The sequence below is a fragment of the Desulfovibrio inopinatus DSM 10711 genome (assembly GCF_000429305.1).
GTDB lineage: Bacteria > Desulfobacterota > Desulfovibrionia > Desulfovibrionales > Desulfovibrionaceae > Alteridesulfovibrio > Alteridesulfovibrio inopinatus.
Window position 1 is genome coordinate 49,377 of sequence record NZ_AUBP01000031.1, and the last position, 13,467, is coordinate 62,843.

General features: G+C 51.9%; 12 protein-coding genes. 4 read left to right on the forward strand and 8 right to left on the reverse strand.

Features of this window, described 5'->3' with window-relative positions; genetic code table 11:
- Nucleotides 1–4 precede the first annotated feature (4 nt).
- From G451_RS0118290 to cbiR, 4 genes are read right to left on the reverse strand one after another with little or no spacing between them, the layout of a single operon-like run.
- A complete protein-coding gene (locus G451_RS0118290) occupies nucleotides 5–985 on the reverse strand; it encodes an HD-GYP domain-containing protein (protein WP_169727902.1) in 981 nt (326 codons plus the stop codon).
- Nucleotides 986–1,015: 30 nt separating this feature from the next.
- On the reverse strand, nucleotides 1,016–2,005 hold the full coding sequence (locus G451_RS0118295; protein WP_027185391.1) for a DHH family phosphoesterase: 990 nt from the start codon (nucleotides 2,003–2,005) through the stop codon (nucleotides 1,016–1,018).
- Between the two features lies 1 nt (nucleotide 2,006).
- Nucleotides 2,007–2,531, reverse strand: coding sequence for a bifunctional adenosylcobinamide kinase/adenosylcobinamide-phosphate guanylyltransferase (locus G451_RS0118300; protein ID WP_027185392.1), 525 nt, complete (start codon nucleotides 2,529–2,531; stop codon nucleotides 2,007–2,009).
- Nucleotides 2,528–3,307, reverse strand: a complete 780-nt coding sequence (gene cbiR / locus G451_RS33060) for a cobamide remodeling phosphodiesterase CbiR (RefSeq protein ID WP_156921709.1) — start codon at nucleotides 3,305–3,307, stop codon at nucleotides 2,528–2,530. Before cbiR ends, G451_RS0118300 begins: the two co-directional genes overlap by 4 nt.
- Before the next feature lie 170 nt (nucleotides 3,308–3,477).
- Here cbiR and G451_RS34590 point away from each other — a divergent pair, with 170 nt between their 5' ends.
- A complete protein-coding gene (locus G451_RS34590) occupies nucleotides 3,478–3,621 on the forward strand; it encodes a hypothetical protein (protein WP_169727903.1) in 144 nt (47 codons plus the stop codon).
- Between the two features lie 82 nt (nucleotides 3,622–3,703).
- Here the strand turns inward: G451_RS34590 and G451_RS0118315 are convergent, their stop codons facing one another.
- From G451_RS0118315 to G451_RS0118325, 3 genes are all read right to left on the reverse strand, one after another.
- Nucleotides 3,704–6,943 (reverse strand): UvrD-helicase domain-containing protein, encoded by a 3,240-nt coding sequence (locus G451_RS0118315; protein WP_027185393.1) that lies wholly within the window; start codon nucleotides 6,941–6,943, stop codon nucleotides 3,704–3,706.
- A 118-nt stretch (nucleotides 6,944–7,061) separates the two neighbouring features.
- Entirely contained in the window at nucleotides 7,062–8,501 is a 1,440-nt protein-coding gene (locus G451_RS0118320) for an HD-GYP domain-containing protein (protein WP_169727904.1), read from the reverse strand.
- Complete coding sequence (locus G451_RS0118325) at nucleotides 8,470–9,264, reverse strand: MogA/MoaB family molybdenum cofactor biosynthesis protein (protein WP_027185395.1); 795 nt, start codon at nucleotides 9,262–9,264, stop codon at nucleotides 8,470–8,472. Before G451_RS0118325 ends, G451_RS0118320 begins: the two co-directional genes overlap by 32 nt.
- A 126-nt stretch (nucleotides 9,265–9,390) precedes the next feature.
- Between G451_RS0118325 and G451_RS0118330 the strand changes: the two genes are divergently transcribed.
- The gene (locus G451_RS0118330; protein ID WP_027185396.1) at nucleotides 9,391–10,347 is read left to right on the forward strand and encodes a calcium/sodium antiporter; all 957 of its coding nucleotides are present in this window, start codon (nucleotides 9,391–9,393) and stop codon (nucleotides 10,345–10,347) included.
- A gap of 195 nt (nucleotides 10,348–10,542) precedes the next feature.
- Here G451_RS0118330 and G451_RS34595 read toward each other — a convergent pair whose 3' ends face one another.
- The gene (locus G451_RS34595; RefSeq protein WP_169727905.1) at nucleotides 10,543–10,686 is read right to left on the reverse strand and encodes a hypothetical protein; all 144 of its coding nucleotides are present in this window, start codon (nucleotides 10,684–10,686) and stop codon (nucleotides 10,543–10,545) included.
- A 110-nt stretch (nucleotides 10,687–10,796) separates the two neighbouring features.
- Here G451_RS34595 and rlmD point away from each other — a divergent pair, with 110 nt between their 5' ends.
- Nucleotides 10,797–12,161, forward strand: coding sequence for a 23S rRNA (uracil(1939)-C(5))-methyltransferase RlmD (rlmD, locus tag G451_RS0118340; RefSeq protein WP_027185397.1), 1,365 nt, complete (start codon nucleotides 10,797–10,799; stop codon nucleotides 12,159–12,161).
- A gap of 235 nt (nucleotides 12,162–12,396) precedes the next feature.
- Complete coding sequence (locus tag G451_RS0118345) at nucleotides 12,397–13,332, forward strand: alpha/beta hydrolase (protein ID WP_211236365.1); 936 nt, start codon at nucleotides 12,397–12,399, stop codon at nucleotides 13,330–13,332.
- The last annotated feature ends 135 nt before the right edge of the window (nucleotides 13,333–13,467 follow it).

Here is a 13,467-nt window from a genome sequence, read left to right on the forward strand (position 1 = left end):
CACATCAGATGACGCGGGCATTGCCCAGGACGTAGACGAGGCGTTTGTAGATCGTGGAGTCGAAGGCGCCACGGAGTTTGCCTTGCATGGTATCGAGGGCGTCATACGGTTTGAGGGCTTTGGCATAGGGGCGGTCTGATGTCAGGGAGTCGTAGACGTCGCAGACGGACATCACTCGCGCGTGGAAAGGGATGGCTTCACCGGCTAAACCACCGGGATAGCCGGTTCCGTCATACCGTTCGTGATGGAAAAGGATGCAGTTGGTCGTTATCGGCGTCAGCGGGATACTGGAACAGATACTGATAGCGCGAACCGGGTGCGTTTTGACGAGATCCCATTCTTCTTCGGTGAGTTCTTCGGCTTTGTTGAGGATTTCGTCGGGAATGAGGGTTTTGCCGATATCGTGCAGGACTGCGCCAAGTCCGCATTGCAACAATTCGTCTTGCTGCGTGTCCATGGTCTGGAGAATACTGACGGCGAGCACCATGACATTGATGGAATGCGTATAGGAGTGATATTTTCGGGAAACAAACTCGGAAACACTCTTGAGCGTTCCTTCCAGCGAAAGAAAATGAACGGCTTTGAGTACCACGTCCTGCATTTCTTTGTAGGCCGTGGGATTGAGGCCGCGCGGCATCTTGGTGACGAGCGATGCCTGTAAGATTTTTGTGGACATGTTGTAGAAGATTTCCGAGCGCTTTTCGATCGGAAGCTCTTCATTGAGCAGCATGGCACCGAGGTTCTTCGCGAGATATTTTTCGTATTCATACCGTTGGGACACAGGCACATAAAATTCATTGACACGGAGAATACGAGTCAATTTGGGATCAATGGCAAAACTATCGCCCTTGGAAGCATAGAGAACAAACCAGTCATCCCGTTTCAGATAGAGATCGAAATCTCCTGCTGTTTCGGGGAGGATTGATCTGACGGAAATGACAAAAAAATCATCTCTATTTTTGGAAACAGGTTCACCTTTCAACACAGGCTGTCCTTGCAAAGCAGCATACATGGGCTAGAATCCGGCAGGTTTTCTTTTGACAAGCCGGTCCCAAAAGAAGCTTTCAACATCTTTGGTTTCAATGCTCTTCAGATCTATTTCTGCACGAGCCATGGATTTATGTCCACCGGCTGAACCGACATCGGCATAGAGGATTTGGGAAAAAGCCCCCATATCGCGATGAAGCCCGTCGCCACGAAAGACTGCCACCGCTTTTTTTTCACAGTTTCCACAGACCACAACCCAAGATAATCCATGCACCCGAGTAAAAAAATCAGCGAGAATAACAAGGATATCCGGGCTTTCCATCCGTCCCATCCAGACAAAAACACCTTCGCGGCCGATAAAACGCATTTTACGGAAGGCTTGTGAGAAATATTTGAGCCATTCCTTTTTATACTCGCTATAGACAATTTTCTTGAGCAGTGGAGTGTCGGCCCATTTGTTGAGATAGCTGAATGCTTTGATATCCACATCGCAGAAGTTGCGCTCAAAACTCTGAGTATCGGATTTGATGCCATACATGAGCGAAGTCGCGAGCAGTTTCCCTGGTCGGATTTTGAGGTTGTACAGATATTCGGTCATAATGGTGCTGTTCGATCCGTAGTCCGAACGAATCTCACGATAATTCGAGCTGAAAGGAAAGTCGGGGTGTGGTGGATGGTGGTCGATGACGATGGAAAAAGAAATGCCAGCGTAGGCTGTGTTATGATGTGGTTGGGAATCGACCATGGCAAAGTGTGTATAATTGTTCTTCATCTCCGGCGAATAGGATAACAACGGGATACGGAGATAGCGAATCATAGCGAGATTGTCGGGACGTTTGACTTCGTTGATGCTGGCGATATCACACGAATCGACACGGCGGCTCATGATACGCTTGAGCGCCATGGCCGAGGCCATGGCATCGGGGTCGGCATTGATAATAATAAGCCATTTGTTGTCTCGCTCGAACAGAGAGATCAAGTGGGTCATTTCGTCGTCGAGCTGTCGGAAATAGGCCATTTCAGGTCCTTTTGAGCGGAAGTCGAAGGCCGGCAGCGACGAAATAGGCTTCGTCGGAATGGGCGGCGGTTTTCTGGTTGAGTTTGCCGAGTTCGCGGACGAATTGACGCGACGCGGCATGGGCCGGAGACAAGCCGAGCCCGGTCTCGCTACTGATAATGGTGAGATGGGCGCGGGCTGTTGTATTCCACCGGGCAAGACATGCATCAAATGCGGCCAACGCCGTCGTAGACTCGGTGTATGGGGAATTTTGGCAGGTGAAGAGCCAAAAGTCCAGACTATCGACGAGAATTGCACCCCATTGATCAGCATTATCGAGCAAACATTGCCCCATATGCAGTCCTGGCTCAATGACAGCTATGTTGGGAGGCCGTTCGTGTTTGTGATCGAGAATTTGTTGACGAAAACCAAAGTCGCGTGCTTGTCCGGTGGCCAGAAGAAGATGAGGACCGTTGTCGGTCATGAGAAAATCCAATCCGGCTTGTGTTTTTCCCGAACATTGGCCTCCAAGAACGAGGCGAATCACGATCCAACCCCCAATTGGCGGCATAATCCATCGAAATAATCAAGGCTGTGACGAAGATATTCAGGGTCGAAAACTTCGAACACAATGACGAGATCAGGAGATGGGTGCCGCAATATATCAAAGAACAGCGCTTTCCCGGAATCATCCAAAAGCGATAACGGCAAATGGCGATGTCGACCACGTCGGGCGTCTTGGGCGCGATCGCGCAAAAAAGGCGCATAGGCGTGAATCATACGAATGTAACGCTGTATTTCCGGCCGGGCAAACAGTTCGAGATCACGTGAAGCAACAGCATGGCCGATATCGAGACATAATGACAGGTCGTGCCGCACGATAACCGGTAAGTGCGGTCGTATATCATCGGACTCTGTGTTTTCAATCAACAAATCCCGACTTGGCAAGCCCGATCGAATCCATAAACGGGCAAAGGCATCAAGGTCCGCTGGATTGGCCGGAGGATGCAGGACGGCCGCCCAGGGCGACAACGCGTCAATTTTGGACAGCAGTCGGCGCACAATGTCGAAAACAGTGCCCACTCCTTTTTCCCACGGGAGATCCAATGGAAGATGAACGTGAAACGTATACCGTTCCGTGTCGCGAACACAGGGGAGTTCATCGTTGGGCATGGCGAGGGACGCTGCCGTATCGAGAAAGAGAATTGCCACGTCTTCTATTCGCGAGGGAAACAGCCGGCAATTGCCTGCCGCTGTATCGGGCCAGACATAACTTGGCGCTGCAGTGCGCCATGGTGTGCGGTGGGGGCGATATCGTCTCATTATCTTCTTGAGGTAAATTCGTGCGGCCATTTTGTAAAGGTGAATGCGTGGCCGAAAAGGGGAGGTTAATGACTTGCCAAGAAGAGGCAACAACGATAAAAGAGGCTTCCAAGTTCGCACGAAGCGCAGGAAATCCGTGAGAACAGTGTATTTACATTGAAGGATACGTCATGAGCCGTTTTCGCAACCGGCTGCAGCATGTCCTCAATCCACTTCACATGTATTGCCGACTACAGGGGATTGGATTGAAACGGACGGTTGCACACCGTATGTGTCTTGTGTACGAGCGCTATGTCTATCGCTTTATTTTATAACGTAAAACCCTCCCCTCCTTACGTTCCCCATATTTTGCCGGTTGTGAGCACATGGCTCAGCTTCGGGAACATTGATTCGCGATCAAAATAGGTTGAGTTGTTTGACTTGGCGTACTTTCTTCGCCACGAGCGAATGCTGTTTCACGGTGTTTAACGACAATCTGTCGAGAAATCGTGACCGTTTGAGGACAAGATTGCGACCGTAAAGATCTCTTTTTTCAGCATGGCTTAAAAAGAGTCGTCTTTTGGCTCGGGTCAGTCCTACGTAGAAAAGGCGGGCTTCTTCGGCATCGTCAAACATATCATCGCCGGGATTGATTTTTCCCGACAAAAAGCCCGATCCGGCAAACGGAAGAATGCCATCTTCCAATGCCGGCAAAAATACAGCTTCGAATTCCAATCCTTTGGCCGCATGTAATGACATGATGCGGACTTTTTCTGCGGCTTTGCCGACAAGTTCCAGTTCATTCTGCGTATTGATATAGGTAATGAGTCCTGCCCAGCCTTCATGCTCTTTAAATGCCTGAACGAGTTTGCGATAAGCTTGGCTTTGCCAGAAAAAATGATCAAACGGCAACGTATCGCCAAGAGCGGCATGAAGCCCGGCCGGCCCTTGTGCAAGGATTTCGTCGGGACAGGAGAGTTCCGTTTCGTCGTGGGATGGTGCCATACCGAACAAGCGTGATGCTGCTGCAACAATCGCCGCAACTCTGGGTTCAGCCCACCAGGCGTCTGCTTCAGGTACCGCGCAGGGGACGCCAAGCCGGTCGAGCGCTCGTTTAATCGGATCAAACAATCCACGAAAGCGTAAAAGAATGGCGATGTCTCCCGGACTCATCGCCGGCTTTCCGCTATCGCGTGAAAAAGTCAGGCTGGTTCCCCCGAGTAAATCCCGGATACGTTCGGCAATCCATGAGGCTTCGCGTGATCCATTCGGCGCTTTGAAAACGATGATGTCGTCGTCGGCTTCATCCTGCCGCCCTTTGGCGTGCAATGCGGGTTTGTCCGGGAAGACTCCCGCAGATAATGTGAGCACCCGTTGAGTTGACCGATAATTTTCGGCGAGGTCGATAACATCGAGATCGGGCCAAAATTGTTCCAGTGCGTCAACGATATTTGGGGTTGCGCCGCGAAATCCGTAAATGGATTGATCCGGGTCGCCGATGGCAAATATTCGTCGAGTTTGTCCACGAGCCAGCTCACGCAATAATGCGAGTTGGAGTGGAGACAAATCTTGCGCTTCGTCGACAAGAATATGCACGGCTTCGCTCTTGGCGACACCGGCCACAAGTTTTTCCAGCCAGAATTCGAGCAAGTCGGTGTAATCGGCCAGATTCCAGGTACGCTTTTGGACAAAATACCTATTCGCTGCTTCAGCGAGGCTCAGGTCGTGCTGATCTTCGGAGGACGTGAGGAGTTCGTGCGATTCATCCTCCTCAAGGAGCTCGGAGAGCTGATCCTCTTGGCGCTTGCTTTCAAGCGGAAGCAGAGATTCGCGACAGCGTTGAAACGTTTGCCACGCTTCTTTCAGTTGAGCACTCCGAAGCTCTGGATTGACTTCAGCAAATAAACGTCGAGCGGCCTCGTCCGAGAGGAGGACGGGCGGATCGCCTTGTGTGTTTGCCCAGAAATCATAGGCAAGCGCGTGAAGCGTATCGGTACGGGGCAAAGCGATCTCGGCCGGGAGCTGGCGCGTCAGGCGCTCTCGCATTTCCGCTGCTGCCCGGCGTGTGAAGGTTACTGCTAAAATAGACGGGCCGGGAACGCCGGCATCGACGAGTGCGCGGATTCTTCCGATGAGGGTGTGGGTCTTTCCGGTACCTGGACCCGCCAGCACGAGCACGTGCGCTGCCTGTGTCTCAAGCGCGGCCTGCTGTTTGGCATTGAAAACAGCCGGACCGGAAGTCTCCGGTTCCGGCAAGGGCCTGTCGCTGATGTCGTCCGATTCGCCGGCAGTTGTGGCGTCTTTAGTTTTGGTTGCACTCGGAGATGATTTTGAAGAGCGTGACCGCTTTGCCGGTGTCATGGCGACAAGTCGCCCTTGTCCGGCAAAATCTTTTCGTTCTTCCTGAGAGAAGAGGCGGATGATTCCATATCGGCCGTCAAATCCCGGTGTGCGGATGACTTCACCTTGGCGCATGCGCGTCAGGGCTTCACCAAGCGGAGGGAGGACGCGGGCAAGCTCCTCGGGTGGAGCGTCCTGGAGAATACGCAACTCCGAACCGAAGCGTTCGTGAAGTTGGGCCATCACCGCGGCCACTTTTTTGGTTTTGGGGCCGACACCAACAATTTCCGAAATGATTTCATTGAGCGGGATCAGCCAGGTGAAAGCGGGAGAATCCGGAGCATAAATCGGCGTATCACGGTCGGCCAGCTCCATGACGCGGTATAACACGCCGACGGTGAGCGGCTTTTTGCATTTGGGACAAATGCCGCCACGGGCCTTGGTTTCCTGCGGGTCCATAACCACATCGCAATTTGTGTGGCCATCCATGTGATATTTCCCTTCTTCGGGGAAAAATTCCACAGTGCCGAGAAATTTCGATGCCGATTCCTTGCGCTGCAACGCGTTGAAGATGCCTTCGTAGGATCGTTCTCCGGAAAATACATTGGCTTCACGCCCGAGTTTGTCGCCGGAGTGTGCATCAGAATTCGAGACAAGTGTATACCTGTCGAGCGCCGAAAGCATACGGTTCATCTCTGGGTCTGAGGAAAGGCCGGTTTCCAATGCAAAAATTTCGCTCGACAGGTCGCCATAACAATCTTCAAGGCGATCAAACCCGGATTTCGACCCGAACAATGAGAACCACGGGGTCCAAATATGTGCCGGAATGACGAAGGCCAACGGATGTGTCTCTCGGACCATTTCGAGAAGAATCCGGCTATCCAGCCCCAGGATAGGACGGCCATCGGATTCAAGGTTGCCCACCTTGGCCAGTTTGGCGTTGAGTGCTTCGGCAGCCTCGAAGGAGGGCATGTAGACAAGGTTATGAATTTTTCGGACCTTGCCTCCACGTTTGTAAATGGAGGAGATTTCCGCCGAAAGCATGAAACGGGGATCGCCCGGAAAATCGATGTGTTGAAATTGCGGAATTTCTTCCCCAAGAATGATTGGTTCGGCTAAACGCAACAACCCGGTATCATCGGGGACGAGTTGTTCTTTGAGTTCTCCGAGCCAGCCCGAATGCGTAAAATCGCCCGTGGCAACGACGCCGATCCCTTTGACACGAGCCCAGGCGGCGAGGTGTCGTGGAGTGAGCGCCTTGCTTGTTGCTCTGGAAAAACGAGAATGAATGTGAAGATCGGCGACGTACTGGTCCATGAATTATTTCCTGAAGATACAGCGTTGAAGTGCGCCGGACGCAACCATACGTCCAGTCCGGGGCAGACTGTACTGTAGCCTGTGCCGATGCTCAAGCGAAGAGGGAAAAATCGGCATTTTAGAGCACGCCGCTTGTCGGCTGTACTTGCATAAACGCCTGGCGGGCTGAGTCTTGGGCGTGTTGGCGAACCGCGATAAAGGCGTCGTAATTTGTTTTGATGAGCCCAGCCACATCGCCATCGAGTTCATTTTTTACGGCCATGTCGTCGAGAACGGCTAGGGCTTTTGTGCGATCCATGCCAACACGGTAAGGACGGTCTTCGGTTATGGCAGTAAAGACATCGGCGACAGCCAGAATGCGCGACTCGATACTAATCTCATGGTGCTCCTGGTTTTTAGGGTAGCCTTTTCCATTGAGTCGTTCATGGTGCTGTCCAGCCCAGGTGGCGATGTCCTCGAAATGCGGAATGTCGGCAAGAATTTTTTGGCCTTGTTCGGGATGGGATTGGATGAGCGAGAACTCATCTTGCGTCAACTTGCCCGGCTTCATAATGATTTCTGCTGGAACAGCAAGTTTTCCCAAGTCGTGCAAATCGCCGGCAATTGACATACAAAGACGTTTTTCTTGATCAAAACTAAACAGTTCAGCCAAAGCGACAGCCGTTTCGGCAACACCACGGGAGTGTGTTGCCGTGAAGCGTGAACGAAAGTCTATGATTTGTGAAAAGAGCGGCGAAAAATCAAGAATTTCTTCAAGGCAGAGCAATGGATTGTCGAGTCCGCATTCTGTCTTGGAACAATTGAAGTGTTCGGACGACAAAAGCGATTCTTTGAAGTCGGCATCGGTGCTTAAATCGAAAAACGCTTCGACAAAACGCGGATTGAAATTGTTTCGTGCGGTGTAAATCTGGGATCGTATATAGCTGATATTCGGACAACACCCTTTGCCACGCGGCATAAGAACATCAATACGGTCGGCAAGAAAGAGCAGGTTTGCCGCGATCGGAGCGCGTTCGGGATTATGTGGAGAAAAGATCGCAGAGTTCCACTTGGCATGGTGGTACCGTACATACTGGGCTACGATGGCGAATCGGGGAAACATACGAAAGAGCCGGTAGCCAGATTCGCAATGACTGTCTTCGGAAGAATCGAAGGCGAGGGCATCGAGTCGGCAGCTCAAAGAAAATGCGCCGGCATCATGAATCAGGCCTGCCAGAGCGATATCGGTCTTTTCTCTGGTGGTCAGGCCGAGGTGATCGGCAAGGCGCATCGCTAAATAACCGACGCGTCGATGGTGATCGACCACGGCCGGACAGACCAAGTCCATCGCTCGTGATAAACTTCCCACGAGCTCAAAAAGACGTACGCCAAATGAAGCTTCAGAATATGGCATAGTTATAGGCAGATCGGAGTCTGATGTTGGTGCAAATACTTCATGCTGCACAGTGAAACCCCCAAGAGTAAGAATCGATTCTATAGTAAACGCATCAAACGATCCAATATACTGATACTTGGGGGTACCCTTGTCAATGGGCTCCGCAATCGGCTGGGTCTCCACGCAATTTATCAAGGGCATGGGGTAATGCAGGGAGAATCGCTTCAAGATTCTCGGCAACTGCTTTTTTGCTGCCGGGGAGGTTTACAATAATCGATTGTCCCAGTGTTCCACAAACAGCTCTGGAAATAGCGGCATGTGGTGTTTTGGAGAGCGAGGTGCTTAGCATTGCGGCTTCGAAGCCGGGAAGGCGTTTTTCGATAACCGCCAATGTGGTTTCCGGGGTAATATCGCGCGGTGAGAGACCGGTACCACCTGTGGTGACAATGATGTCGAACCGTTGCGTCAACGCAAGATGTGTCAGATGCTCTTTGAGCATACCGGCTTCATCCGGAATAATAAATCCAGCAGTCAGCGACAACGATATGCGGTCCGCCATGATGCTTTCAATGAGTGGGCCGGATTCGTCTACACGTATTCCGGCAGCGCCTTTATCACTCATGGTGATCCACGCCAGACTCAGTCCGTCGCGCTGAATACTATACGTGGCTTGATCTTGAGCCGCCATATCGTTCAAAGACTCAACAAGGTAAGCACGACTTTCGGGAAGGCTCAAATATCGGAGGACGCGGAGCTGTGGAGTGTCAAAAGTGTCACACAGTGTTTCGCCAGCGCTAAGACGTGGTAACGGAGCGCGGCACCCGATAATGCGAGGTCCAGCAAAGTTGGTTTCAGCCCGGCCTTCAACGAGCAGGAGTCTTTCGCCAGCCTTGACGGTGGGGTGTTCTCCAGCCACAATGCTTGAATCTGGAAGATGCGTTGTCATTGATGATGGTCCTCTCAAAAAGGTTTTGCTTGCCCTTTCCGGGCAAATTGGTCCACAACGCCTGTTCCTCTCGGCAGTCTTACCAAGGAAACGAATGTCATTCACCGCAATTACGGTTGAGGCTATATGAGTCTTGTTCTTGCTTTCTTGCTCTTTTGTCTGGGCTTCGCCCTTGTCGTCAAGGGGGCCGACTGGCTTGTTGAAGGCTCTTCGGCTCTGGCGAGGCGAATGGGTGTGTCTGAACTCGTGGTCGGCTTAACCGTTGTTGCCTTCGGGACGAGTGCGCCTGAATTGTTCGTCAATGTCGTGTCCTCTCTTCAGGGAGCCAGCGGCATTGTCTTTGGCAACATCATTGGGTCCAATATCATCAATACAGGACTCATCCTCGGGCTGGCCGGTGTCATTGTTCCCTTGCGGGTGAGTCCGAGTCTGTTGCGTAAAGAAATTCCGTTGTGCCTACTCGGGGCATTGCTTGTCTGGCTTTTTTCGTCTGCCCACGGTGGTGACTATGTTCTCTCCCGACTTGGCGGTTTCGGATTACTTGCCGGTTTTGCCTGGTTTCTGCGTGGCGTGGCTCAACTTGCCAGACAAACCGGGAAGATTGAAGCGGAAACAACCCTGACAGAAAAAGTGAGCGTCACGCGTGCCAGTGTGATGAGTGTTGCTGGACTGGTCAGTTTGGTGTTGGGGGGGCAGCTTGTTGTCGATAACGCGGTCCTCTTTGCCGAACATTTCGGCGTAAGCCAAGCGCTTATTGGCCTGACGCTCGTGGCCTTGGGGACCAGCTTGCCCGAGCTCGTCACCAGCGTTGTTGCGGCACGCAAAGGGAAAAACGATATTGCTGTCGGGAATGTTGTCGGCTCCAATATTTTCAACCTCTATCTGGTACTTGGCACTTCCTGTTTAGTGAAACCGGTGGAGTATGCTACACAGCTTGTGATTGACCTCGTGGTGTTTGCTGGCTTGTCTGCATTGATTTGGATATTTTCCCAAACGGCTCGCGGAAAAATTAATCGCTTGCAATCGGGGGTGTTACTAGCGGTCTATACAGGGTATCTGTTCATGATCCTTCAACGAGGGTAATGTGTCGGAGTGAGCCGTTTGTAGTTCTGCTGTGCGGGAGAATCCATACCGATTTGAAGAACCCAGAAGCGAGACACGACGAAAAAGAGAAAACGCGCACCGCCGGACAGTGCGCGCCATTGAGGTCCGAAAACCATATAACCGCGGGGGGAACACGGCCCATTCGCAAAAAAAGGACCGCCGAACCGCCGGTGTTTAGTGGTGATCTTCTTTGGCGAACTGGCGGATGCGCATGAGCGCAACCACAACAATGATAGCCAAGTAAATGAAGATGGCGGAAACGCCATAAAAGCCTTGGGTCGAAGAGTGGGCCATATTCTGAATCAGTTCTTCAATCATTGCTGTCCCCTTTTTGCGTGAAATGTCTCACATATATTTGTAAGAAGTCGAAAAGAAAGTCAAGGCAGCCAGATTCTGCCTGGAATATAATCCTCTACAAAGGAGTCGGCATGAGCCTGTCCCGAGGTGATGAAATTCAACTGACTATAGACGATCTCGCGTTAGGTGGCGACGGGGTAGGCCGGTACGACGGCATGGCTATCTTTGTCACCCGAGCGCTTCCCGGTGAAGTCGTTCGTGCCCGTGTGCAACAGGTGAAACCCGCTTTTGCCAAGGCAACGCTTGTGAGCGTTGACACGCCGGCACCGGGAAAAATTGAACCGTTCTGCCCGCATTTCCATCGATGTGGTGGATGTTCTTGGCAGCATTTGGCTTATGAAGACCAGCTCGCAGTCAAGCAACACCAGGTCGTTCAGGCGTTGAACCGTATCGGCGGCATTGCTGAACCGCATGTGACTTCGACCATCGCGTCTCCGCGAACCACACGCTATCGCAATAAAATGGAGTTCACTTTTCGCGGTACACGGAAAGACCATCTTCATCTCGGATTACACCGGCTTGGTTCTCCCGATACCGTGTTCGATGTCGACGAATGTCCGCTGATGGATCCTCTTGTCGGGAAGATTGTTGCCGAAACGCGTGCGTTCTGTCGTGCCTCGGGCGCGTCCGTCTGGCAGGGCCGGGGGCGTGAAAAAGGGATTTTTCGACATCTTGTTGTGCGTCGAAGCCATGCCACAGAAGAATTTCTTGTGCATCTCATCACCGCGCCCGGGCGGCAAGCGGCGCGTATCGGCAGCGGACTTGGTGAAAAGCTGACAACGACATTTCCAGGCATTACATCGTTTGTCCATTCGTCTCGTCACTCCAGGACAGCCTTTGCCCAAGGCGAACGAGTCCTCAATGTTATTGGGGAAAAACGGTTGCGTGAAACGCTTGGCGATTTGCGGTTCTACATTTCGGCCGATGCGTTTTTTCAGACCAATACAGAAGCCGCTGAGTTGCTCTATAATGCTGCATCCGACGCCGCAGGCCTCTCCGGTACGGAGCACGTTGTTGATCTGTATTGCGGGAGTGGGGGGCTGGCACTTTGGATGGCTCGTCGGGCTGCATCCGTGCTTGGCGTGGAGGCCGATGCCCATGCTGTTGCCGATGCCAAACGCACTGCGGTTGAAAATGCGATCGAAAATTGCCGTTTTCTCGCCGCCGATGTGCTTGAAACGCTTGAAGCGCCGATGGATCCCTCACCCGATGTCATTATTATCGATCCACCCCGAACCGGTATGCATAAAGACGCCGCTCCCATTCTCGCTGAGAATGGCCCGGCCCGCCTGGTCTATGTCTCCTGTAATCCGGCTACCTTGGCTCGCGACGCAAAGAATTTAGCACCGGCATATACACTGCGCCAAACGACTCCGGTCGATCTGTTTCCGCATACACCACACATCGAGAGTGTCTCGTTGTTTGTTCGAGGATAAGAACGAGAGACGTTGGGGGGAAGCCGTCGTTTTTTGAGAAAGGGTGGCTTCTCCCTCCGTGATCTTCGTTTTTCCTTTCAATCGTCGTATTTTGGCGTTTCATAAGCAGAGCATCGTCGTCACGTCGGTTCCATGAACGCTGGCGTAAAGCTTCTCAAAATATTTGATAAAACGATCACCCGGAGTGCTGCCGGTTGTGCAAGGGTTTTGCTGGGTGCGGATATGGATCGAAACGATGAATGGAATTCTTTCGTTTACCGGAGGGGGGCTGTTGCTCGGCCTGGGAGTCTGGATGTTTCTTCGAAAAAGGAATCGGGTCGACAGAGGGTGGATCGATCGACAATGGCGCGATATTGCCTATGCCACGCAGTCGCCTGCTCAAAGGCTGGATATTTATCTTCCTCAAACCGGTGACGGACCGTTTCCGGTTGTTCTTTCCATTCACGGTGGCGCGTTTAAGTTTGGTGATAAAGCCGATAAACAGCTGACGCCCATGTTGCAGGGGCTTCATCGCGGGTATGCCGTTGTTTCCATCAACTACCGGCTCAGTGGTGAAGCCAAATGGCCTGCGCAAATATATGACGTGAAAGCGGCAATTCGATGGATAAAAGCCCATGCCGAAATCTATCATTTGGACGGCAATTCCATTGCAGCCTGGGGGGCTTCGGCCGGGGGGCATTTGGCTGCTCTTGCCGGGACATCTGCCAATGTTCCGGATGTGGAAGACAAAACCATGGGGAATCCGGAGCAAAGTACGGACATTCAGGCTGTTGTCGATTGGTTTGGCCCCATCAATTTTCTCACCATGGACGACCATTTCGTACAGAGCGGTCTTACCGGGCAAAAGCACAGTACGCCGGATTCCTTTGAATCACAGCTTCTCGGGGTACCCATTACGGAACGTCCCGACCTGGTGCGCCACGCAAATCCCGAGACCTATATAACATCGAATATCCCACCGTTTCTTATTCAACATGGCGATCTCGACAGTGTCGTTCCCATGCAGCAATCCAAAGACTTTGCGCTAACATTACAGGCTATTGCAAGTGAACAGAACATCTGCTTCGAAATACTTCGCGGTGTACATCACGCTGACTCGGCATTCGATGCCGATCCGAAAAATGTTGCACGCGTTTTTGATTTTCTGGATCGTTTTATGATAATGACGTAATATATGGAATATAGAGTGTTTTTCTCTGTATATATCGCATATGTGCGATGATTTGATGGTGTATTTCGAGTATAGACATATCTACATTGAGAGCGTATTGTCTCTCTGTACAGAAGCAACAGGGTGTATAGCCAT

Coding starts and splice junctions, on each gene's coding strand:
- G451_RS0118295 (WP_027185391.1), bottom strand. CDS start 2,005: ATGGCCTATTTCCGACAGCTCGACGACGAAATGACCCACTTGATCTCT.
- cbiR (WP_156921709.1), bottom strand. CDS start 3,307: ATGAGACGATATCGCCCCCACCGCACACCATGGCGCACTGCAGCGCCA.
- G451_RS34590 (WP_169727903.1), top strand. CDS start 3,478: ATGAGCCGTTTTCGCAACCGGCTGCAGCATGTCCTCAATCCACTTCAC.
- G451_RS0118315 (WP_027185393.1), bottom strand. CDS start 6,943: ATGGACCAGTACGTCGCCGATCTTCACATTCATTCTCGTTTTTCCAGA.
- G451_RS0118325 (WP_027185395.1), bottom strand. CDS start 9,264: ATGACAACGCATCTTCCAGATTCAAGCATTGTGGCTGGAGAACACCCC.
- G451_RS0118330 (WP_027185396.1), top strand. CDS start 9,391: ATGAGTCTTGTTCTTGCTTTCTTGCTCTTTTGTCTGGGCTTCGCCCTT.
- G451_RS34595 (WP_169727905.1), bottom strand. CDS start 10,686: ATGATTGAAGAACTGATTCAGAATATGGCCCACTCTTCGACCCAAGGC.
- rlmD (WP_027185397.1), top strand. CDS start 10,797: ATGAGCCTGTCCCGAGGTGATGAAATTCAACTGACTATAGACGATCTC.
- G451_RS0118345 (WP_211236365.1), top strand. CDS start 12,397: ATGAATGGAATTCTTTCGTTTACCGGAGGGGGGCTGTTGCTCGGCCTG.